The sequence below is a fragment of the Kitasatospora sp. NPDC056783 genome, assembly GCF_042789895.1.
Lineage (GTDB): Bacteria > Actinomycetota > Actinomycetes > Streptomycetales > Streptomycetaceae > Kitasatospora.
In genome coordinates, this window is record NZ_JBHUAF010000121.1 from 1 (window position 1) to 21,034 (window position 21,034).

The 21,034-nt window shown below is 74.3% G+C and carries 20 protein-coding genes; 8 read left to right on the forward strand and 12 right to left on the reverse strand.

From position 1 onward, the window contains the following. Positions 1-230: 230 nt before the first annotated feature. A complete protein-coding gene (locus tag ACFRMQ_RS19005; RefSeq protein ID WP_380731631.1) occupies positions 231-698 on the reverse strand; it encodes a MarR family transcriptional regulator in 468 nt (155 codons plus the stop codon). A 129-nt stretch (positions 699-827) separates the two neighbouring features. On the opposite strand from ACFRMQ_RS19005, the gene ACFRMQ_RS19010 reads away from it, so the two are divergent. Further along, positions 828-2,393 (forward strand): alpha/beta hydrolase, encoded by a 1,566-nt coding sequence (locus ACFRMQ_RS19010; RefSeq protein WP_380731632.1) that lies wholly within the window; start codon positions 828-830, stop codon positions 2,391-2,393. Positions 2,394-2,474: 81 nt separating this feature from the next. Here ACFRMQ_RS19010 and ACFRMQ_RS19015 read toward each other — a convergent pair whose 3' ends face one another. The 4 genes from ACFRMQ_RS19015 to ACFRMQ_RS19030 all read right to left on the reverse strand — a co-directional run bounded on the left by ACFRMQ_RS19015 (position 2,475) and on the right by ACFRMQ_RS19030 (position 6,281). Then, positions 2,475-4,667: an MMPL family transporter gene (locus ACFRMQ_RS19015; protein ID WP_380731633.1), complete on the reverse strand. Its 2,193-nt coding sequence runs from the start codon at positions 4,665-4,667 to the stop codon at positions 2,475-2,477. A 189-nt stretch (positions 4,668-4,856) separates the two neighbouring features. Beyond that, complete coding sequence (locus tag ACFRMQ_RS19020; RefSeq protein WP_380731634.1) at positions 4,857-5,249, reverse strand: RidA family protein; 393 nt, start codon at positions 5,247-5,249, stop codon at positions 4,857-4,859. Positions 5,250-5,449: 200 nt separating this feature from the next. Next, positions 5,450-5,866 (reverse strand): VOC family protein, encoded by a 417-nt coding sequence (locus tag ACFRMQ_RS19025; RefSeq protein WP_380731635.1) that lies wholly within the window; start codon positions 5,864-5,866, stop codon positions 5,450-5,452. A 10-nt stretch (positions 5,867-5,876) separates the two neighbouring features. Then, entirely contained in the window at positions 5,877-6,281 is a 405-nt protein-coding gene (locus ACFRMQ_RS19030) for a helix-turn-helix transcriptional regulator (RefSeq protein WP_380731648.1), read from the reverse strand. A 218-nt stretch (positions 6,282-6,499) separates the two neighbouring features. Between ACFRMQ_RS19030 and ACFRMQ_RS19035 the strand changes: the two genes are divergently transcribed. From ACFRMQ_RS19035 to ACFRMQ_RS19045, 3 genes are all read left to right on the forward strand, one after another. After that, on the forward strand, positions 6,500-7,729 hold the full coding sequence (locus ACFRMQ_RS19035) for a PP2C family protein-serine/threonine phosphatase (protein ID WP_380731636.1): 1,230 nt from the start codon (positions 6,500-6,502) through the stop codon (positions 7,727-7,729). Between the two features lie 184 nt (positions 7,730-7,913). After that, positions 7,914-8,492 (forward strand): carbonic anhydrase, encoded by a 579-nt coding sequence (locus tag ACFRMQ_RS19040; protein WP_380731649.1) that lies wholly within the window; start codon positions 7,914-7,916, stop codon positions 8,490-8,492. Between the two features lie 155 nt (positions 8,493-8,647). Continuing rightward, complete coding sequence (locus tag ACFRMQ_RS19045) at positions 8,648-9,280, forward strand: flavin reductase family protein (protein ID WP_380731637.1); 633 nt, start codon at positions 8,648-8,650, stop codon at positions 9,278-9,280. Positions 9,281-9,340: 60 nt separating this feature from the next. Here ACFRMQ_RS19045 and ACFRMQ_RS19050 read toward each other — a convergent pair whose 3' ends face one another. The 4 genes from ACFRMQ_RS19050 to ACFRMQ_RS19065 all read right to left on the reverse strand — a co-directional run bounded on the left by ACFRMQ_RS19050 (position 9,341) and on the right by ACFRMQ_RS19065 (position 12,218). Next, positions 9,341-9,928 (reverse strand): hypothetical protein, encoded by a 588-nt coding sequence (locus ACFRMQ_RS19050; RefSeq protein WP_380731638.1) that lies wholly within the window; start codon positions 9,926-9,928, stop codon positions 9,341-9,343. A gap of 486 nt (positions 9,929-10,414) precedes the next feature. After that, positions 10,415-10,921: a hypothetical protein gene (locus ACFRMQ_RS19055; RefSeq protein WP_380731639.1), complete on the reverse strand. Its 507-nt coding sequence runs from the start codon at positions 10,919-10,921 to the stop codon at positions 10,415-10,417. Positions 10,922-11,238: 317 nt separating this feature from the next. Continuing rightward, positions 11,239-11,790: a hypothetical protein gene (locus tag ACFRMQ_RS19060; RefSeq protein WP_380731640.1), complete on the reverse strand. Its 552-nt coding sequence runs from the start codon at positions 11,788-11,790 to the stop codon at positions 11,239-11,241. 17 nt (positions 11,791-11,807) lie between these two features. Then, entirely contained in the window at positions 11,808-12,218 is a 411-nt protein-coding gene (locus ACFRMQ_RS19065) for an ATP-binding protein (RefSeq protein WP_380731641.1), read from the reverse strand. Between the two features lie 362 nt (positions 12,219-12,580). On the opposite strand from ACFRMQ_RS19065, the gene ACFRMQ_RS19070 reads away from it, so the two are divergent. Both ACFRMQ_RS19070 and cyaB read left to right on the forward strand, forming a co-directional pair. Continuing rightward, the gene (locus ACFRMQ_RS19070) at positions 12,581-13,348 is read left to right on the forward strand and encodes a helix-turn-helix domain-containing protein (protein WP_380731650.1); all 768 of its coding nucleotides are present in this window, start codon (positions 12,581-12,583) and stop codon (positions 13,346-13,348) included. A gap of 13 nt (positions 13,349-13,361) precedes the next feature. Then, a complete protein-coding gene (gene cyaB, locus ACFRMQ_RS19075) occupies positions 13,362-13,925 on the forward strand; it encodes a class IV adenylate cyclase (protein WP_380731642.1) in 564 nt (187 codons plus the stop codon). Between the two features lie 255 nt (positions 13,926-14,180). Here cyaB and ACFRMQ_RS19080 read toward each other — a convergent pair whose 3' ends face one another. Further along, the gene (locus tag ACFRMQ_RS19080) at positions 14,181-14,780 is read right to left on the reverse strand and encodes a hypothetical protein (RefSeq protein WP_380731643.1); all 600 of its coding nucleotides are present in this window, start codon (positions 14,778-14,780) and stop codon (positions 14,181-14,183) included. Positions 14,781-15,075: 295 nt separating this feature from the next. On the opposite strand from ACFRMQ_RS19080, the gene ACFRMQ_RS19085 reads away from it, so the two are divergent. Continuing rightward, positions 15,076-15,429 carry a hypothetical protein gene (locus tag ACFRMQ_RS19085; protein ID WP_380731644.1) on the forward strand — a complete coding sequence of 118 codons (354 nt, stop codon included), beginning with the start codon at positions 15,076-15,078 and terminating at the stop codon, positions 15,427-15,429. Between the two features lie 145 nt (positions 15,430-15,574). On the opposite strand, the gene ACFRMQ_RS19090 is transcribed toward ACFRMQ_RS19085, so the two are convergent. Together ACFRMQ_RS19090 and ACFRMQ_RS19095 are read right to left on the reverse strand one after the other, a co-directional pair. Beyond that, positions 15,575-15,799, reverse strand: coding sequence for a DUF4287 domain-containing protein (locus ACFRMQ_RS19090; protein ID WP_380731645.1), 225 nt, complete (start codon positions 15,797-15,799; stop codon positions 15,575-15,577). A 93-nt stretch (positions 15,800-15,892) separates the two neighbouring features. Beyond that, positions 15,893-19,861 carry a Pls/PosA family non-ribosomal peptide synthetase gene (locus ACFRMQ_RS19095; protein WP_380731646.1) on the reverse strand — a complete coding sequence of 1,323 codons (3,969 nt, stop codon included), beginning with the start codon at positions 19,859-19,861 and terminating at the stop codon, positions 15,893-15,895. Positions 19,862-20,314: 453 nt separating this feature from the next. Here ACFRMQ_RS19095 and ACFRMQ_RS19100 point away from each other — a divergent pair, with 453 nt between their 5' ends. Then, positions 20,315-20,977 carry a histone deacetylase gene (locus ACFRMQ_RS19100; RefSeq protein WP_380731647.1) on the forward strand — a complete coding sequence of 221 codons (663 nt, stop codon included), beginning with the start codon at positions 20,315-20,317 and terminating at the stop codon, positions 20,975-20,977. Positions 20,978-21,034 lie beyond the last annotated feature (57 nt).

A 21,034-nucleotide genomic window follows, 5' to 3' on the forward strand; every position in this document is an offset into this window, starting at 1 on the left:
GAGGGCCGTGCGGCCCGTCCGGGCGCCCTCACCCGTTCGGCCGCTGATCAGCACTGGGGGCGGCGGCCGTGGTTGGCCCCGCGCCTGGCCCTGGCCTTCTTCTTGCGGCGGCGCTTCGACGACATGGCCACTCCTCTCGCAACCGGGACACCCCCGGCCTTCCACCGTTCCACACCCCGGCCCGCCCGGCCCGTCGAGAAAGCCGCGCGGGGCCCGCGGTAGGGGCCGCGTCAGTCGGGGAGGTTCCCGTTGCCGCCCAGGTTCGCGACCATGCGGCGCAGCACGTTGATCGTGGTGACGAACTCGGCGGGGTCGATGCCCTCGTGGGCGCGCTCGTTGATCTCCAGGTTGCGTTCGCGGGCGCGCAGGCGCCCGGCCTCGCCGGCCTCGGTCAGGGTGAGGCCGCCGCCGTCGGCGTCCTCGTTCAGCCAGCCGCGGGCGATCAGGTCGTCGAAGACGGCGTCGAAGGCGGTGTCCTGGTCGTCGTAGGGGGTGAGCCGTTCGGTCAGGGTGGTGCGGGTCCAGCCGCCGGGGCGGCCGGCGGCGTGGTTGAGCGTCCACCAGTGCGGCTGGGTGAGGTCTTCGACGGCCAGCCGGCGGCGCAGGCCCTCGACCACCAGGCGGCGGTAGACCTCGCCGGTCCACGCCCCGATGGGCTGGGCGGCGATGAGTTCCGGCGCGTACGTCTCGATCGTCACGTTCGCTTGCTCCTTGCGATGCGGTCTTCCGGACGCGACCGACCGTAGGGTCTCAAGTCGGCTTGAGGTCAAGGCGGTTCGCCGGACCGGCCCGGCGACTGGCGTCAACTCCCTTCTAGGCTGCCCCTCATGAAGACCGCACCGGCGCTCGCCGCCGCCCTCGTCCTGTCCGCGGCCACCGTGCTCGCGGCGGCGGCCCCGGCCGCTCCCGCCGCCCAGCCCTCCGGAGCCCGGCCGTCCGAAGTCCAGTCCTCCGGAGCCCAGCCCTCCCCCGATCCGTCCTCCGCCGATCCGCTGGAGCGCTTCCGCCGCCAGCCGCTCGCCTGGTCCGCCTGCCAGGAGCCGCAGTTGGCCGCAGCCGGCGCCGAGTGCGCGAGGCTGGCCGTCCCGCTGGACTACCGCGAGCCGCGGGGGCGCACCCTGTCGCTGGCCGTCTCCCGGATCCGCTCCGCCGACCCCGCCGCGCGCCGCGGCATCCTCCAGACCAACCCGGGCGGGCCCGGTGAGCGCGGGCTGGACATGCCGGTGGCGCTGCGGGAGCGGCTGGCGCCCGCCGCGGCGGCGGCCTACGACCTGGTCGGCATGGACCCGCGCGGGGTCGGCGCCAGCTCCGGCCTGGACTGCGGCCTCACGCGCGGCACCTGGCTGCGTTCGGCCGGCGCCGGGCGGGCCGGCTTCGACCAGGCCTGGAGCCTGGCCAAGGCCGACGCGGACGCCTGCTGGAGCAAGTACCCGGACCTGCTGGCGCACCTGACCACCCGCAACACCGCCCGGGACGTCGACGTGCTGCGCGCGGCCCTCGGCGAGCAGCGGACGTCGTTCTTCGGGCAGTCCTACGGCGCGCTGCTGGGCGCGGTGTACGCGCAGCTGTTCCCGCAGCGCGTCGACCGCCTGGTGCTGGACAGCGGGCCCGACCCGGCGCGCTACGGCATCGGGCTGTTCCAGGACATGGCCGGCGCCAACGAGCGCGCGCTGGACGGCTTCGCGGCCTGGGCGGCCGCGCGGGACGCCGACTACCGCCTGGGCGCCACCCCGGCGGCGGTGCGGGCCACCGTCGAGAACCTGGTGCGCCGGGCGGAGGCGGCGCCGATCGCCGTCGACGGGTTCCGGATCGACGGCGCGCTGCTGCCGGTGCTGCTCACGCTCTTCCAGAGCGACGACCGCGACGACGCCCTCTACGCGGACACGCTGCGCCGGCTGCTGGACGCCGCCGACGGCAAGCCGGTCCAGGCGGGCGAGGCCCTGCACGAGGCGCTGGCCATGCTCCTGCTGCCGAACCCGGAGGGCGGCGCCGCCCTCGCGTCCACGGCCGCGGTGCTGTGCGACGACGCGGCGGCGCCCCGCTCGGCGCAGTGGTACCGCGAGGCCGTGGAGCGCTCCCGCGCCGCCGCGCCCGTCTTCGGCCCCGTCTACAACGGCCCCACCCCGTGCGCCTTCTGGCGCGGCGCCCCGCTGGAGGCGGCGGTCGAGGTCCGCACCGCCGTCCCCGCCCTCCAGCTCCACGCCACCGGCGACACCCACGCCCCCTACCAGGGCGCGCTCGCCCTGCACTCCCGGCTGCCGGGCTCGCGCCTGGTGACCGTCCCGGGCCGCGTCCACACGCTCTACCTCAACGCCTACAGCGCCTGCGCGGACGCGGCCGTGGACGCCTACCTGTCGACGGGCGCGCTGCCGGCCTCCGACACCGTCTGCTGAGAGGCGGGAGCGGCGACGGGCGTGCCCCCGCCCCCCGGCGGATCGCCGGGGGCGGGGGCAGAGGCGTGCGGACCCGGCCGCTCAGTCGTGCGAGAAGGAGATCCGCGGCAGCACCCGGTCCAGCCAGCGCGGGGTGTGCCAGGCGGCGCGCCCGGTCAGGCGCAGCAGGACGGGGAGCAGGATGAGCCGGACCAGGGCCGCGTCCAGGAGGACGGCGGTGCCGAGGACGATGCCCATCTCCTTGGGCGGCAGCGGGCCGGACAGGGCGAAGGTGAAGAACACCGCGACCATGACGCCGGCGGCGGCGAAGACGACCCGGCCGGAGTGGGCGAGGGCGCCGGTCATGGCGGCCTTGGGGTCGCCGGTGCGTTCGTAGTGCTCCTTGGCGGAGGCGAGGAGGAAGACGGTGTAGTCCATCGCGATGGCGAAGATCATGGCGAAGAAGAACACCGGTGCCCAGCCGTCCAGGAAGCCCTGGGGGGTGAAGCCGAGCAGGCCGGCGCCGTGGCCGTCCTGGAAGACCAGGCGGGCGACGCCGAAGGCGGCTCCGGTGGACAGCAGGCTGGCGGCGGTGCCGAGGGCGGCGATCAGCGGGGCTCGCAGGGCGGCGAGCAGCAGCAGGAAGCCGAGGGCCATGACCACGCCGATGACCAGCGGGGTCTTCTCGGTGAGCAGGTGCTGGAGGTCGAGGTTCTCGACGGCGGCGCCGCCGACCAGGGTGTCGGCGGGCAGTTCGGCGCGCAGGGTGTGGACGGTGTGGGAGAGGTCGGGGCTGGAGGGGTCGACGGTGGGCACGGCCTGGATCATCGACCAGGCGGAGCCGTCGGCGGCGGGCTGGGCGGGCATGGCGGCGGCGATGCCGGGGGTGGTGGCGATCCGGGCGGCGACGTCGGCGGCCCGGTCGGTGGGGGTGAGGATCTGGAGGGTGCCGGGGGCGCCGGGGCCGAAGGCCCGCTGGACGGCGGTGTAGCCGGCGCGGGCGCTGGCGTCCTCGGGCAGGACGGCGATGGAGGGCATCGCGGTGCGCAGTCCGATGACGGGGGCGGCGAGGGCGATCAGGGCGGCGAGGGCGAGGGCGCCGTAGCGCAGCGGGTGCTTCCACAGGCGTTCGCCCCAGGCGGCGAAGCGCGGGGAGGCGGTGGTGTGGGACTTGGCCCAGGGCAGGGAGAGGGCGTCGACGCGGTGGCCGAGCCTGCCGAGGACGGCGGGCAGCAGGGTGAGGGTGGCGGCGAGGACGAAGAGGACGGCGAGCATGATGCCGCCGGCCATGGAGCGGAACGCCGGGGAGGGGACGAGCATCACGGCGGAGAGGCTGACCAGGACGGTGGCGCCGGAGAGCAGGACGGCCTTGCCGGCGGTGTCCATGGTCTCGGCGACGGCGCGCACGGGGTCCGGGCGCCGGTCGGCGCGGTCGGTGCGGTCGGTGCGGCGGGCGGCGCGGAAGCGCACGACGAGGAAGAGCGCGTAGTCGATGCCCAGGGCGAGGGCGAACATCATGGCGAAGTTCATCGCCCAGACGGAGACCGGGAAGAGGTGGCTGATCAGCACCAGGGAGCCGGCGGAGGCGGCGAGGCCGGCCATGGTGAGCAGCAGGGGCAGGCCGGCGGCGACCAGGGAGCCGAAGGCGAGGACGAGGATGGCGAGGGTGACCGGCCAGGACATGAACTCGGACTTCATCATGGCGTCGTGGTTGGCCTTGTTGAAGTCGCTCCACAGGACGGAGGCGCCGGTGGCGTGGACGCCGATGCCGTCGGTGGACAGGGCGTTCAGGGGTTCCTTGAGGTCGTCGGCGGCGCGGACCATGTCGTCGGGTGAGGCGTTGGCGCCGGCGAGCAGGACGGCGGTGCGGCCGTCGGGGCTGATGGTGGCGCCGGGCTGGGGCTGGACGACGGTGGACACGCGCGGGTCGGCGGCGGCGAGGTCGGCGGCCTCGGTGATGACCTGCCGGACGGCGGGGTCGGTGACGGGGCGGTCGGCGGTGACGACGATCTGGATCGCGGAGGAGGCGTTGCCGGCGAAGTGCTGTTCGGCGAGTTCGCGGACCTGGACGGACTGGGAGCCGTCGGCCTGCCAGCCGGCGCCGGAGAGCGCGGTGGTGACCTTGGGGGCGAAGGCGCCGAGGCCGATGACGATGATCAGCCAGCCGATCAGGACGGCCTTGAAGTTCCGGGTGGACCACACCCCGAGGCGGCCGAGCGGCCCGGGTCGGGTGCCGCCGGCGTCCGGCGGGTCGGCGGCGGGCGTGCGGGCGGCTGCTGGGGCGGGGCGGTTCACGGACGGCTCCGTTCTCGGTCGGACGGTATGCCCGAAATAATACGGGTGGGGGTATCCGACCTGGGCCAACGCGGCCCTTGCGTGGTTCATTCCGCCCGTTCCCCGACCACCCCCGGCCGCCACCCCCGGCCCCCGGCCGCCCCGGGGGCGCGGCCCGCCGTCCGGGCCGCTCCCCCGCCGGGCGGGGATCTAGCCGATCACCGCGTCCACCTCGACCTCGACCAGCCAGCGCTCGTCGATGAAGCGCGAGACCTCCACGAAGGTGGTGACCGGGCGGATCTGCGCGAAGCGCTCGCCGTGGGCGCGCGCGGCCTCCCGCCACCGGCTCATGTCGGTGAGCATGACGCGGGTGCGCACCACGTCCGCGAGCGTGGCGCCCGCCTCCCGCAGGGCGGCCTCGGCGATGTCCAGGCAGCGGACGGTCTGGGCGTGGACGTCGCCCTGGCCGACCGTCGTGCCGTCCTCGCCGATCGGGGCGGTGCCCGCGACCGCGACGTAGGCTCCCTTGCGCACGGCCCGGGAGAAACCGATCCGGGGCTCCAGCGGCGAACCGGAACTGACTGTCTGTCGAATGATCTCCATCGCCCCATGGTGCCGCACCGGCGCACCCCCGGGACCGCCTGCCTGCGCGAACGCCCCCACGCGCCGGGCGGCCCGCCCCGAAGCCCCCTCCCGGCCGCCCGGTCCGCCAAGGCCGGCGACACCGCCCCGCCCGGCCACCCGCCGGCCACCCGCCGCCCGCCCGTGCCCGAACCCGGGCCCGAACCCGGGCCCGGCGGCGGTCAGTTGGCGCGCGGCTGGTTGAAGCGCAGCATGTTGCCCGACGGGTCGCGGAACGCGCAGTCGCGCACCCCGTAGGGCTGGTCCACCGGCTCCTGGAGCACCTCGGCGCCGGCCGCGCGCAGCCGCTCGAAGGTGGCGTCGCAGTCGTCGGTGCGGAAGATGACGCCGCGCAGCAGGCCCTTGGCGAGGAGTTCGGCGGCGGCCCGGCGGTCGTCCTCGGAGGCGTGCGGGTCGGCCAGCGGGGGCTCCAGGACGATCTCCACGCCGGGCTGGTCGGGCGAGCCGACGGTGACCCAGCGCATGCCCTCGAAGCCGACGTCGTTGCGCACCTCGAAGCCGAGGACGTCGCGGTAGAAGGCGAGCGCCCGGTCGTGGTCGTCGACGGCGATGAAGCACTGCGCGAGTTCGATGCTCATGCCGTTCACGCTACCGGCCGGCGCCCGTCGGGCCCCCGCCCGTCAAGCCCCCGGGGCCGGCGGCGTCCGGGCGCCGCACCGGGCGGGTGCCGACCTTGGCGACGCAGGCCGGGATCGCCGCGCCGTCCTGGTGGTCGCGGGCCCGGTAGGCGCTGGGGCTCTCCCCCACCAGCTCGGTGAAGCGGGTGCTGAAGGAGCCCAGCGAGGTGCAGCCCACCGCCATGCACACCTCGGTCACGCTCAGGTCCCCGCGCCGCAGCAGCGCCTTGGCCCGTTCGATCCGGCGGGTCATGAGGTAGCTGTACGGGGTCTCCCCGTAGGCGGCGCGGAAGCTGCGCGAGAAGTGGCCGGAGGACATCAGCGCGGTGCGGGCCAGCGCCGGCACGTCCAGCGGCCGCGCGTACTCGCGGTCCATCCGGTCCCGGGCCCGGCGCAGCCGGACCAGGTCGTCCAGCGGCGGGCGGGACGCGCGGTTCACGGGGCCGGCTTCAGGAGACACACCGGCCACCGTACCGAGTCGCGCCGACGGGCGGTGTGCCCGTCCGGTGTCCCCCGCCCGGCGCAGCCCGCTCGCGCGCCCGCCCGCGCGCCGACCACCCTGGAGCAACGGCCGGACGGCGGAGAGGGCGGCGGGTGGACAGCGACGACACCGCCCCGCGCGCGCCCGGCAACCGGGCGGTGGCGTTGGGCGTGCTGGCCGCCACGGCCGCCGTGCTGCTCGTCCAGGCGGCCAGCGGCACCGGTTCGCGCCTGGTGCTGCTGCTGGTGTTCCTGCCCGCGCTGCTGGCGGGCCTGGGCACCGTCGCCCAGACGGTGGCCGTCTCGGCGTGGGTGACCGGTGTGATCGCGGTCCACTCGTTCCTGGTGCCGCCCGGCGACCTGCCGGCCCGGGTGGGCACCCTGCTGGGTGTGGTCGCCGCCGAGGCCGCGGTGATCGGCCTGTGCGCGCGGCGGGTACGGCGCGAGCGGCAGCTGTCGCGGTTGCGCCAGAGCGCCGTGGCCCTCCAGCGCCAGCTGCTGCGTCCGCTGCCCGTGGCCACCGCGGACCTGCGCCTGGACGGGCTGTACCGGCCGGTGGAGCAGGACGCCCTGATCGGCGGCGACCTGTACGACGTCGCGGCGACCCCGCACGGCACCCGGGTGCTGGTCGGCGACGTCCAGGGCAAGGGGCTGCCCGCGATCGGGGCGGGCTTCGCGGTGCTGAGCGCCTTCCGGGAGGCGGCGTTCCGGGAGGCGCGGCTGGCGGCCGTCGCCGACGCGCTGGAGGCGGCGGTGGAGCGGCACAACGCCTACGCGGTGCAGAGCGGCGAGCAGGAGCGTTTCGTCACCGCGACGGTGCTGTGCGTGCGCGGCGGGCCGGACGGTGACGGGCACGGCGGGCCGGACGGTGACGGGCGCGACGGGGACGGCCGCGACGGTGACGGGCGCGTCACCGAGGTGCGGGCCGTCAACTGCGGCCACCTCTCCCCCTACCTGCTGCACCCCGACGGCCGGGTGGAGCCCGTCGCCCTGGACGCCGGCCTCCCGCTCGGCCTCGCCTCGCTGGCCGCCCCCGCCGGCGCTCCGCGCCCGGTGCGGCGCTTCGCGCTGCCCGGGGACGGGGTGCTGGTGCTGCTCACCGACGGCATCACCGAGGCCCAGGACGCCTCCGGCGCCTTCTACCCCGTCGAACAGGCCCTGGCCGACCTGGCCGCGCTGCCCGCCGAGGCCCTGCCCGAGGCCCTGGACCGGCGGGCCCGGCACTGGAGCGGCGGGCACAGCCGCGACGACGTCACGGTCCTCGCCCTGCGCCGCGCCCCGGACCCGGGTTCCGGGGCCGCCCGGACGCCGTCCGCCCCGCGACCGGTACCGTCCGCCCCGTGACCCTGGGCTGCGGGCTCCGCCTGCGGCGATCTAGGGTGCTGGCATGATCCCCACACCGATATCCGACTCCGAGCCCGGCCCGGGCGGCGGCCCCGCCGACGGCCCGACACCCGGCCCCGCCGACGGTCCCACCGGCGGCCCCACGGACGATTTCCTGACCGACCCCGCCCAGGCGCTGCGGGTGATGATGGAGGGCAACGCCCGGTTCGTCTCGGGCAACCCCGAGCACCCCAACCAGGACGCCGGGCGCCGCAAGGCCCTCGCCCCCGCGCAGCGTCCCTTCGCGGTGCTGTTCGGCTGTTCGGACTCCCGGCTGGCCGCCGAGATCATCTTCGACCAGGGCCTGGGCGACCTGTTCGTGGTGCGCACCGCCGGGCACGTCACCGGCGCGGAGGCGCTGGGCAGCATCGAGTACGGGGTGAGCGTGCTGGACTGCCCGCTGGTGGTCGTGCTGGGGCACGACTCCTGCGGCGCGGTGGCGGCGGCGCTGGACTCCCTGGAGGCTGGCCGGCTGCCGGGCGGTTTCGTCCGCGACGTGGTGGAGCGGGTGACCCCGAGCGTGCTGTCCGCCAAGGCGGCGGGCATCGAGGACCGGGACGGCATCGTGGACGAGCACATCCGCCAGACCGTGGACCTGCTGGTGGAGCGCTCCCAGGCGCTGGCCGCCCGGGTCGCCGAGGGGAAGGTCGCGGTGGTGGGCCTGTCCTACCGGCTGCGCGACGGCCAGGCCCGGCTGATCGCCGCCCACGGGCCGGTGGGCTGAGGGGCCGGACGCCGTGACGGGGCCGGGTGAGCCGGCGGCCGTCCTCGGGAACGGTCGGAAACTGGATGTCCGATCTCCGCCAGCGCCCCCTTCCGGGCCCGGGGCAGAGTCGTGACCAGCAACGATTCCCCCTTTTCCCGAGGACGGCAGTTCCCGTGCACAAGGTCACTGATCTCAAGGTCCTGTACTTCGGCACCCCGGTGGTGCTGATCGGCTCCCGCAACGAGGACGGCAGCTCCAACCTGATGCCGATGTCCTCGGCGTGGTGGCTGAACCAGTCGTGCGTCCTGGGCCTGGGCGACAGCTCCCAGACCGCCGCCAACCTGCGGCGCGAGGGCGAGTGCGTGCTCAACCTGCCGTCCTCCGCGCAGGTGGACGCCGTGGACGCCCTCGCGCTGCTGACCGCCAACCCGCACGTCCCCGAGTACCGGCGGCGCCAGGGCTACCGCCACGAGCGGCGCAAGTTCGAGGCCGCCGGGCTGACCGAGCTGCCCGGTGACCTGGTGCGGGCGCCGCGCGCCGCCGAGTGCCCGGTGCAGCTGGAGTGCCGGGTGGAGTCCGCGACGGCGCTGACCGGCAACCGGTGCACCGCCTTCGAGGTGACGGTGGTGCGCGCCCACGTCGAGGAGAGCCTGCTCGTGCCCGGCACCGACCACTACGTCGACCCGGTCGGCTGGGACCCGCTGATCATGAAGTTCTGCGAGTTCTTCGGCGACGGGCAACGGATCGCCCCCTCCCGGCTCGCCGAGGGCTGGCAGATGCCCGGACGGCTGCCCGCCGCCGTCTGACGCCCGGTGCCGTCTGACGCCCGCCGCCGCACGGCGGTCTATGCCGCACGGCGGCCGGCGCTACGCGACGCTCTGCCCGCAGGAGTCGCACACCCGGGTGGCGGGCAGCTCCAGGAAGCAGGAGGGGCAGATCGCCGGCGGGCGCGGCACGGCGGTGGCGGCGGCCTTGCGCTCCACCGTGGCGCGCAGGCGCGGGGCCAGGGCGGGCGTGCCGCCGTCGGCGGGCAGGTCGGCGCCGAAGTGCCGGTAGCAGGCCAGACGGGCGGCCGCGGCGTGCTGCTCGCGGTCCATCTCCGCGGCCACCGGGGGCTGCCCGGCCACCGCCAGCACCTCCTGGTAGGCGGGGCCGACCCGGCCGTCGGTGGCGTGCACCGCCAGGGACGTCAGCGGCGGGTCGCCGCGCCGGTGGGCCTCCAGGACCACCAGGGACAGCACCTTGCCTATCCAGTGCCGCTGGTTGATCCGGGTGCGCACCCCGGAGGCCTCCTGCACGGCCTCGGCGAGGTCCGCGTAGCTGATCACCGCGTGGTAGCGGCGCGCCACCTCCACCAGGGCCGGGTAGGCCGCCCTGGTCCACACGATGTGCGCCTGGCTGGCGCTGACCGCCGCGCCGTCCGACGCCCGCCAGTAGCTGTGCTGCTCAGTCATCCGCCCCGCCCCTGTCCGCTTTATCCGTGTCCGTCCCCCCGCAGGCCCCCGCCGCAGCGAGGCTACCTGGCCGCCGGGCGGCGCTCTCGGGCGGGTCCCGTCTCCATTTGGGTCTTGACTTCAAGTGCTGTTGAAGTTGTCCAATGGTCACCGACCGCAGCCGTACGGGCATCCGCGGTCGATGCCCCGCCCGTACGGAGCACGTGCCGGGGCCGGGGCCGCCGCCTTCCCGATCGTGCCGGTGGCGGCCCCGGCTCCCGCGCATCCGCGAACCACGGGCCGGCCTCCACGACGCTTGCGGCCACCGCCGCCTCCCCCGCCACGCCCGCACGGCACGGACGGGGCGCACTACGGTGGGCGACGACCGCTGGAAACCGCCTCCCCGGCCCGGGGCCTTCGTGTCGGGCGGGGGTCCACTCCCCGGACTCGGGAACGGGCCCCTTGGGCGCGGCGGCGGGCGCGGGCGTAGCGGGCGCGGGCGGCGGATCAGGCCCCCTGCGCACCGATCTTCTCGTTGGCGAGGCGGATGAGGTCGCTCGCGAAGGCGCGGTGGACGGAGAGGACGACGACCATCATCTCCAGGTGTCCCGCCCGGTGCTGGAACTCGAAGCGGCGGAAGGACGTCAGGATGCCCGTCGCGTTGATCTCCCTGACCGTCGCCAGGTCACGCCACGCGACCGCGCCCTGGACGCCGCCGAGGAGGTCGGTCACGGCCACGCCGTTCTCGTGGAGGCGGCACTGGCGGATGCCGAGCCGCCCGGCCGTCCAACGCCAGGCGAAGGCGAGGCCGTAGACGGCCAGGACGATCGCCAGGACGATCACGGCCTTGATCACGGCGTTGTCCGGCCGCATCACCACCAGGCCGACGAGCAGCACCACACAGAACACCAGGACGAACCGCCGACCGATCTGCCAGAGCAGCCCGGGGATGCCGATGACGCAAGCGCTGCGGTGGAGCGCGCCGAAAGAGGGCTCCCTGACCTGTCGTGCCATGTCGATTCCCTGTCCCGGTAGCTGAGTTGACCGTCCTGGCCGGCGAATCCCCGCGCCCACTATCGGGGAGCGCCGGGATGGCTGGCAAGTCGTCAGGCGGCGGGGCTGCGCCTCCCCCGCTGCCCGCACCCCGCCCCGGCCGGTCGGGCGCGTCGCCCGACACCCGCGATCCCCCACCGCGCGTGAGAAGTCGGCCGGGCCGACTTCTCGCGCGGGGAGGGTGTCGCCCACACGGCAGCGACGGCCAGGAACGGATGCCGGGGGGAGGTCGCCTTCAACATCCGTTGCCGTACGGCTCCTTCGGCGTTGCCCGGGGCTCAGGTGCGGGCGGCCTGGGTGCGGCAGTGGGCGAGGGCGTAGCGGATGCGGGGGTCGGGGTTGGGGGCGGCGGTGAGGAGTTCGCCGGCCTGGACGAGGGAGGTCCAGTAGAGGGCGGGGCTTCCCGTGCGGGGCAGGGGTGCGGCGGCGGCCAGGGAGAGGTAGGCGGCGGTGAGGTTGCCGGTGGTGAACCAGCGGGTGAGGCCGTGCTGGTGGCCGGGCCGGATGCCGCCCATGGCGTCGATGGCCGTCAGGAAGTGGGCGACGACGGTGCGCTCGGTGGGAGTGAGCTGCTTGGGGACGTCGAAGACGCCCAGGGCTTCGAGGACTTCGCCGGTGTCGGCCTCGGAGTCGGGGCGGGGGTCGGCGAGCAGGGCGTCGTGGCACTCCCCCAGGCGCCGGGCGGTCTCGACGGACGGGATGTCGAGCGCGAGGCAGACGGCCTGGGCGCAGGGCAGGGGCTGGTGTCCGAGCCGGGCGAGGAGCGCGTAGGTCGCGGCGGGGGTGGCGCCGCGCGAGAGGGTGTGGCGGGCGAGGGTGGCGAGGTGCATGAGGTGGGGTTCGGCTTTCAGACGGTAACGAGGACGGGGGTGGGGGCGGGCGCGACGAGCACCCAGACGAACTTGCCGGGACTGCCGGGGCGGGGGCAGCAACCCCAGCGCTCGGCGAGTTCGTTGACGAGGAACAGGCCGCGCCCGCACTCGTCGTCCGGAGAGGCGGTGCGGAGGGTGGGGAGGCCGCTCCCGGTGTCGTGGACTTCGATGCGCAGCCGGGAGTAGACGAGCGCGAAGCGGATCTCGATGGGCTGGTCGTCGGGCGCGTCGGAGTACCGGACGGCGTTGGCGAACAGCTCGCACAGGAGCAGTTCGGCGGTGTCGCGGTAGCGGTCCCCGGAGGGCAGCCCGGAGAGGTAGGCACGGAGCAAGTAGCGGGCCAGCGGCGCGGATTCGACCCGCGAATCAAGACGCGCGACGAACATGCGGGGACGGCGGGCAGAGAGCATGAGGTACCTCAAGGAGCATCGAGGGGTCACGAGACGACCGCCAAGTCGATCGGGCCCAGTACGTTTGCCGTAACCAGCAAGGACCCAATCGTCATCCTCGCCGCCACAATGGATGCTGGACTTGGCCTGATTCCGAGCACGGGTGCTGCCGATAGGTATCTACGCATTCAGCATCGCCTGTCGGATCATCAATCTCGATACCCAGACGGTAATCTCACTGTGAGATGCAATATTGAGCACCATAGGAGCAACCTGTGGGTACCGCACTGGAACCGATCAAACTTCCGGATCTCGCATGGCAGAACTCGGAAGTCCGTGACGCACTCCGACGCAGGGATGTGGCTGCGTTGTTCCGCTACGCCCAGCACCACAGTGGCGCCAGCCAAGCTCGGCTCGCGGTTCACGTCGGGATGACCCAGAGCCGAGTGAACGAGATCATCAACGGCCGGCGAGAGGTCGTTCGCCTCGACGTGTTCGAGCGAATCGCGGACGGCCTCCAAATGCCCGACCCCGCACGCCGCCTACTCGGGCTGGCCTCACGAACCTCGGGACAGCGCACAGCCGGATCCGCATTCGATCTCTCCGCGTTCCCCGAGGTGGTGAGGGTCTACAACGACCAGACTGCCGCGACCGCCGAGATCCAGCGCGCGGCACGGTCCGCAGTCGAACTTGACGTGCTGGCTGTACGCGGCTTGGGTCTCCTCGCCCTCCGCGACTCCCTACTACGACAGCACCTCGACCGCGACGGCGATCCGGCACCGCGTCTGCGCGTCCTTCTCCTCGACCCGGATTCTCCTGCGGCCATGCGCCGCGCAGCTGAGATCGGAGAGTCAGCCGAGTCACTCACCAGCGGCATTCTCCTCGCCGAGGCCCGGCTCCGGGAACTCGCCATGGTGGGCCATGTCGAGGTCTACCGGTACACCACAGTGCCAGTCTGGCGAATCATCCGACTGGACAGCACCCTCTACGTGGGGACATTCGATGCGGGCTGGGAGGGGCATGAGTCGGCAACGTATAAGGTGCTACCCACCCCGTCCGGCCCGCTCTATCGGGGCTGGCGGCGGCAGTTCGAGGTGTTGCTGGACAGCGCTCAACGCGTGGTCTGAAGGAGGAACCGGAATGGCGATCGAGGCGGAGCTCAAGGCCGTCGTACGCGATCCCGAACACGTCCTCGCACGACTGGAGGAGCTGTACGGCCCCGGCCGGGCCGAGGTGTACCGCGACACCTACTACGACGCCCCGGACGGCAGCCTGACGGGCGCCGACCGCGAGCTGAGGATCCGCACCGTCCACGGGCCCGACGACACCCGCACCGTACTCACCTACAAGGGCGCCCGGGTGGACGAGGCCTCCGGGTCGAAGCCCGAGGCCGAAACCCGGGTCGCGGACGCCGAAGCCGCTCACGAAATCATCGTCGGCCTCGGCTTCACCCCGCACATCCGCTTCGAGAAGCGCTGCCGCAACTACGAGTTCGTACGCGACGACCGGCAGTTCCTCGCCACACTCGTCCGCGTCCCCGAACTCCACGCGACGTTCATCGAGGTCGAGACCACCGCACCCACCCCGGACCGCCTCGAAGCCGCACTCGACTCCGTGCGGGCGGTGCTGGCCGGCCTCGGGATCGGCGAAGACGACCTGACGACCGAGCTGTACACGGACGCGGTGGCCACGGCCCGCACCTGAACCGGCCACCGGCCACCGGCCACCGGCCACCGGCCACACGCTGCGCGTGAAGTCGGACCCGCCGACTTCCAGCGCGGCGCGCGCCGACGACGCACCCCGGGTGGGCCCAGGAGGACGGCGTGTCCGCCCGATTCGCCGGTCACGTCGAGGACTTGCGGGCGAGCGGGCGTGACGTGTGGACGGTCAAGGCAGCGTAGGTGGCGGATCGCCCACAAGCTCCCGGACATCCGGCGGCGCCCCGGGCAAGCCGCTGGGCTACCGGACGAAGTCCTGCCAGAAGGGGACGCTCGGTCGCGGGTCCCAGGTCTCGGGGTGCTCGTATCCCTCCTCGAACTCGGCGCTGATGTACTCGGCGAGGTCTTCGCCGTAGTAGATGATGTCCGTGCCCCAGACCGAGAGGACGGGGTGCCCGTGGGTTCCGCTGCCTGCGGGAAGGAACCGGTGCGCGTAGAGGGGTACCAGCTGGGGCACCGCTGCCAGGTGCTCTTCCGCCACGGCCCGGGCGTCCTCTGGTTCATCGGGGCGCGCGCCCCACGAGGTGTGCCAGTAACCGTGCTCGACGGCCCGCAGCACTCCCTCGGCCGGCCAGGCGAGATGGGAACGGAGTTCTTCGGGGTCGCCGTTGCGCCAGTCGGGCCAGGGCTGGTCCCAGGTGGCGCCTTCTTCGGGTGGCGAAAAGACCGGCAGGCCTGCCGCCAGGAAGGCGCGGTGGTCGTCGGAGAACCGGATGCCGTACTCGGCCTCGATGCGCTCGAATTCCTCGTCGCTGAGGCCGGGTTCCATGGTGCAGCAGTCGGCCTGCCGTAGGCGGCGGGCGGCTTCGGCCCCGAGGCGGGCTCCGTCGATGCCGGTCACAATGGAACAGTAGCCCGAACCGCGGGCCGCCTTCCGATCACGGTGGACCACCCCGGCCACAGCGCTGGGAACGCCGGGCGAGCAGCTCGAGCAAGCCGGCGACCGCCACGCCTGCCACGCTCTCCCGCCGGTCGATCATGCCCTGGCTCCCGGAAGGTGGAGTCGCCGGGTGGTGCACCCAGCTCTCGCACCCCGCCCTCACCCCTTCACGCCGGTGACGATTCGCCAACGTAGCAATACCGTTGGTCACGATCGCGGGCCGCGCCCGGCGGCCCGGCGTACGGGAGGTTCCACCATGCGACGCCGACGCCTCGTCACCACGATCGGGACTCTCACCGCCGCGGGGCTGCTGGCCGTAACCGTCCCCACGTCCGCCCATGCCGCTACGGGCGTTCTGACGTTCTACAACGTGATGCACGGCAACGGGCAGGGCAACGGCCCGGCCGTGGCGTACACCGATCCGGCCCCGGGCTGCCACAGGACACCGAGGGATGTGTACGGGCCGTTGTGGGGCGCGAGGAACGAGACGGACAGCAAGGTCCGTTTCTACTCGACGGTGGACTGTTCGGGCGGGCCGCTCTTCAGCGTGTCCGCCGGCAGTTGGGTGAGGTTCAATTCGAATCCGGGCTCCTTCAGCGTCGACAGCTGAACCGGTCGGGATGCGGCACAGGGGAACTGACCACCCGTCGCTTGTGCCGTCCCGAACCGCAGGGCCCGGACCGTTCGCGGTCCGGGCCCGCGGCCTTTCCCCGCCGCTCCGGGCGCGCCGTCGGTCATCGCGGCGACGGCCCCGCTCAGACGGCCCTCTCGGCGAGGGTGTGGGCGACGAGGGCGTTGGCGTGGCCGTGGCCGAGGCCGTGGTCGGCCTTGAGCCAGGCGACGAGTTCCATGTGCCTGGTCAGCGACGAGGTGCGGATGAGGTCCTTCCACTCCTCGATCGGGCGGCCGTACTTCTTCTCGATCGACGGGAAGTAGGAGGCGGGGCCCTTCACGGCGGCAGCGGCGGTGGCGGCGGTCATGAGCGGTTCCTTTGATGCGAAGCGAAGCGGCGCGGTCACGGAGTAGGACCGTGACCGCACCGCGAACTCATCGCCCCCGCCGGGTGACCCTCGTCACACCCCGGCGGTGGCCCGGCCGCGGCTGCGGCGGCGGCCGGTGGGCGGGGTGGGGTCGGCGTCCCAGGCGGCGACGGGGTTGCCGAGCCAGCGGGTGGCGCCGGGGACGTTCTCGCCGCGCATGACCAGGGAGGCGGGGCCGACGGTGGTGTCCGCCCCCAGCGAGGAGTTGAGCAGGACGATGGAGTGCGGGCCGGTGGTGGAGCCGGCCGCGAGGTGGACGGGGCCCAGCCGCATGACGCGGTCGTGGAAGAGGTGGGTCTGCAGGACGGTGCCGCGGTTGACGCTGGCGCCGGCGCCGACGGTGATCAGGTCGGTCTCGGGCAGCCAGTGGGTCTCGCACCACACGCCGCGTCCGATCCGGGCGCCGAGGCTGCGCAGCCACGCGTTGTGGTAGGGGGTGCCGGTGATGGTGTGGCCGCCGAAGGGCATGGCGAGTTCCTCGACGAAGGTGTCGTAGAGCTCGTTGCGCCACACGAAGGAGGACCAGAGCGGGTGTTCGGCGACCCGGAAGCGGCCGACGAGCAGCCACTTGGCGGCGGTGGTGACGGCGCAGGCGGTGACGGCGGCGGCGATCAGGACGAGGCCGGCGGCGCCGAGGGCGGTGCTCAGCCCGTAGTCGTCGCGCAGTTCCTGGAGGGTGGCGAGGACGAGGTCGCCGAGCAGGGCGGCGAGGACGATCGGCAGCAGCCGGCACAGTTCGACGCCGGCGCGCGCCCACATCAGGCGCCGGGGCGGGTCGTAGGTGCGGGCCTCGCCCGCGGTGTCGGCGACGCGGGGCAGGGCGAAGGCGGGGCGTCCGAGCCAGGAGGAGCCTTCGGGGGCGTGGGCGGGGGTGTCGGACAGGACGCCGACGAGGGAGTTGTCGGGCAGGTGGCGGCCGGGGCCGACGATGCCGGAGTTGCCGACGAAGGAGCGGCGTCCGACGTGGGCGGGGCCCAGGTGCAGCCAGCCGCCGCGCAGTTCGTAGGGGGCGACGAGGGTGTCGTCGGCGAGGAAGGCGCCGTCGTCGACCCGCATCAGGCCGGGCAGGGCGAGCACGGTGGAGGCTTCGACGCGCCGTCCGACCCGGGCGCCGAGCAGGCGCAGCCACACGGGGGTGAACAGGCTGGCGTAGAAGGGGAAGAGGGTGCGCCGGGCGGTGTCGCTGAGGCGGCTGACGGCCCAGGCGCAGAAGGCGGTGCGGCCGGTGGCGGGGTGGAAGCCGGGGCGCAGCGGGCGGGAGAGGAGGCGGACGAGGAGCGCTATGAGGGTGGCGTAGCAGGCGATGGTGAGGGCGGCCAGGGGGACGGTGGCGGGCAGGAGTTGGACGAGGGCGCCGGCCAGGGTGGTGTCGGCGTCGATCATCGGGTAGACGATGGTGAGGGCGGGCAGGGCGGCGAGGATGGGGATGAGGCCGAAGACGGCGAAGCCGGCGCCGTAGGCGAGGTTCCAGGCGCGGGTGGCCGGGGCGGGGGTGGTGGGCCAGTCGGCGGGGGCTTCGGTGGCGGGGCGGGCCGGGGAGCCGGTCCAGTGGGCGCCGGGCGGGACGGGGGTGGTGGCGGTGACGCAGGAGCCGGGGGCGATCTCGGCGCGGGCGCCGATGCGGGCGCCGGGCATCAGGGTGGCGCGGTGGCCGATGCGGGCGCCGTCGCCGATGTCGAGGTGGCCGAGGTGGAGGGTGTCGCCGTCGAGCCACCAGCCGGCGAGGTCGGCTTCGGGTTCGATGGAGGCGTGGGCGCCGATGCGGGCGAGGCCGGTGACGGGGGGCAGGGTGTGGAGGTGGACGCCGGGGCCGACGCGGCAGCCGAGGGCGCGGGCGTAGCGGGGGGCCCAGGGGGTGCCGGCGAGGGCGGCGGTGCCGAACATGGCGGTGTAGCGTTCGGCGGCCCACAGGCGCAGGTGGACGTGGCCGCCGCGGGGGTGGCTGCCGGGTCGGATGCGGGCGGTGAGCAGGCGGGCGCCGGCGGCGGCGAGCAGGGTGCGGCCGGGGGCGCTGTAGAGGAGGAGGAGTCCGGCGCCGACGGGCCACCAGGAGCTGTGGGGGGCCCAGTTGAGGTTGCTGCCGGTGAGGTTGTCGAGGGCGATCAGGACGAGGATCCAGCGCAGTCCGGCGAGGGAGAACATGCCGAGGAGCAGGAGGGTCTGCCACAGGCCGGCGCTGCGGGGGGTGCGGCGTACGGTGCGGGGGGTGGTGGCGGGGGTGGGGGTGTCGGGGGCGGGGCCGGTGCTGTCGAGGTGGGCGGCGAGGTCGGTGAGGACGGGGTGGGCGTACAGGTCGGCGACGGAGACGCCGTTGTGGCGGGTGCGCAGTTCGGAGACGAGGCGGGCGGCGGTGAGGCTGGAGCCGCCGAGGGCGAAGAAGTCGTCGTGGGCGGCGGGGGTGGTGCCGAGCAGGCTCTCCCAGTGGCCGGCGAGCCAGCCGGCGGTGCCGTCGAGGGCCTGGGTCGGGGCGGCGGTCGCGGTGGTGGCCAGGGGCCAGGGCAGGGCGTTCCGGTCGACCTTGCCGGAGGTGCGGGTGGGCAGGTCGTCGACGAGGGCGAGGACGGGGACCAGGGGGGCGGGCAGGCGTTCGAGCAGGTGGCGGCGGGCGGCGGTGAGGTCGGGGGTGGTGCCGGGGTGGGCGACGAGGTAGCCGACGAGGAGGTCGGCGCCGGCGGGGGTCTTGCGGACGGCCGCGGCGGCGGCGCGCACGCCGGGCAGGGACTGGAGGGCGGCGTCGATCTCGCCGAGTTCGATGCGGCGGCCGCCGAGTTTGACCTGGTCGTCGGCGCGGCCGAGGAAGACGAGGCCTTCGGGGTCGTTGCGCACCAGGTCGCCGCTGCGGTAGACGCGGGGTGAGGTGAGGGCGGGGTGGGCGCTGAACTTCTCGGCGTCCTTGGCGGGGTCGAGGTAGCGGGCGGTGCCGACGCCGGTGATGAGCAGTTCGCCGCTGGCGTGCCAGGGGACGGGGTGGCCGGCCTGGTCGACGACGGCGATCTCCCAGCCGTCGAGGGGGGTGCCGATGCGGACGGGGTGGCCGGGGAGCATGCGGGCGGCGGTGGCGACGACGGTGGTCTCGGTGGGGCCGTAGGTGTTCCAGAACTCGCGGCTCTCGGTGGCGAGGCGTTCGACGAGTTCGGCGGGGCAGGCCTCGCCGCCGACGATGATCAGGCGTACGGCGTCCAGGCACTCCTGTGGCCACAGGGCGAGCAGGGTGGGGACGGTGGAGACGGCGGTGACGCGGCGGGTGACGAGCCAGGGGCCGAGGTCGGTGCCGGCCTTGACGAGGGCGCGGGGGGCGGGGACGAGGCAGGCGCCGTGGCGCCAGGCGAGCCACATCTCCTCGCAGGAGGCGTCGAAGGCCACGGAGAGGCCGGCCAGGACGCGGTCGCCGGGGCCGAGCGGGCGGTGGGTGAGGAAGATGCGGGCTTCGGCGTCGACGAAGGCGGCGGCGGAGCGGTGGGTGACGGCGACGCCCTTGGGGCGGCCGGTGGTGCCGGAGGTGAAGATGATCCAGGCGTCGTCGGCCGGGGTGGGCCAGGCCGGGGAGCCGCAGGGGTGGACGGTGTGCGAGGTGTGCAGGGCGCGGCCGGCGCCGAGGACGGCGCAGACGGCGGCGTCCTGCCAGATCATCTCGGCGCGTTCGTCGGGGTCGTCGGCGTCGACGGGGACGTAGGCGGCGCCGCAGCGCAGGACGGCGAGGATGGCGACGTAGAGGTCGGCGGTGCCGGAGGGGATGCGCACTCCGACCCGGTCGCCGCGGCCGATGCCGTGGCCGGCCAGCTGTCCGGCGAGGGTGTCGACCTCGTGGAGCAGGGCGCGGTAGTCGAGGACGGTGTCGCCGGTGTCGAGCGCGGGCGCGTGGGGGTGCGCGTCGGCGGTGGCGGCGATGATGTCGAGCAGGCTGCGCGGGTGGGCCGGCTGGGCCACCGGCCAGCCGGCCGCGGGGCCCGGCTGGGGGCGGTGCAGCGTGCCTGGGCCGGCCGTTTCGTGGCGTGCGTCCATGGATGGGTTCCTTGGCTCCGGGGTGTCCTGGGGGCGCGTACGGGTGCGCGCCGGGTGACGGGGTCGTCACCGGCTGAGGGAGCGCCCACTCACCATGACTCCGCTGGGAGTCCGCTGGATGCAGTGAGGGTGCGATCAAAGGAAATTCTCATCACTGATGCCGTCGCCGATGCCGCAAAGGGCGACAACGGTACGAATCGAATGACATTTCGCTGGTTTTCGATCGTTTGCGCTGGTGAAGAGTAATCGCCGAATGCCGGAGCGGCACAACGGGCCGGGGAAGAGCGAGGGACACCATGGCGTCCGGAACGGGACGGGTACTGAGTCGGCGGCTGCCGGATCAGGGGATTTCGGTCGGGTCATCAGCCTGTTCACGGTTTTCCCATCTTCGTGTGGGAGTCTTTCGCACCGGGCCCGGCGGCCCTTCCTGTGAGCAGGCTGGGCAAGGATGCCATGGGCTGTGATTTCGCTGACAGCGGCGGCCCGCGCGGCGGGGGCGCGCTCGTCTGGTACGTGGCGTACGGGTCGAACCTGCACGCCGCCCGCCTCGCCCGCTACCTGCGCGGCGGGCGCCCGGCGGGCGCGGCGCGCGCGTACCCGGGCTGCCGCGACCGGCGCCCGCCGCGGCGCACGGTGGCCGCCGTGCTGCCGGGCACGGTCTACTTCGCCGGACGCTCGCCGGCCTGGGGCGGCGGCTCGGCCTTCTACGACCCGGCCGCATCCGGTGAAGTCCCGTGCCGCGCCTATCTTCTGACGCTCGGTCAGTTCAGTGACATCGCCGCCCAGGAGATACTCCGCTCCCCCGGCGCCGACCTCGACCTCACCCGGGTGCTCGCCGACGGGCGCGCCGAACTGGGCCCGGGCCGCTACGAGACCCTGCTGCGCGTCGGCGAGCGGGACGGCCACCCACTGCTGACCTTCACCGCCCCCTGGGGCGTGGCCGGCGCCGAACTCGCCGCCCCCTCGGCCCCCTACCTGCGCCATCTGGCCGCGGGCCTGGCCGAGTCCCACGGCTGGGGGCCCTGGCGCACGGCCGGCTACCTCGCCACCCGCCCGGGCGCGGCCGGGCACTGGACGCCGGGCGCGGTGGCGGCGCTGGTGGCGCCGGCGGGCTGAGCGGCGAGGTCCCGCGGCCGCCGCGACTGCCCGGGTCCGCCGAGGCCGGGCCCGGGC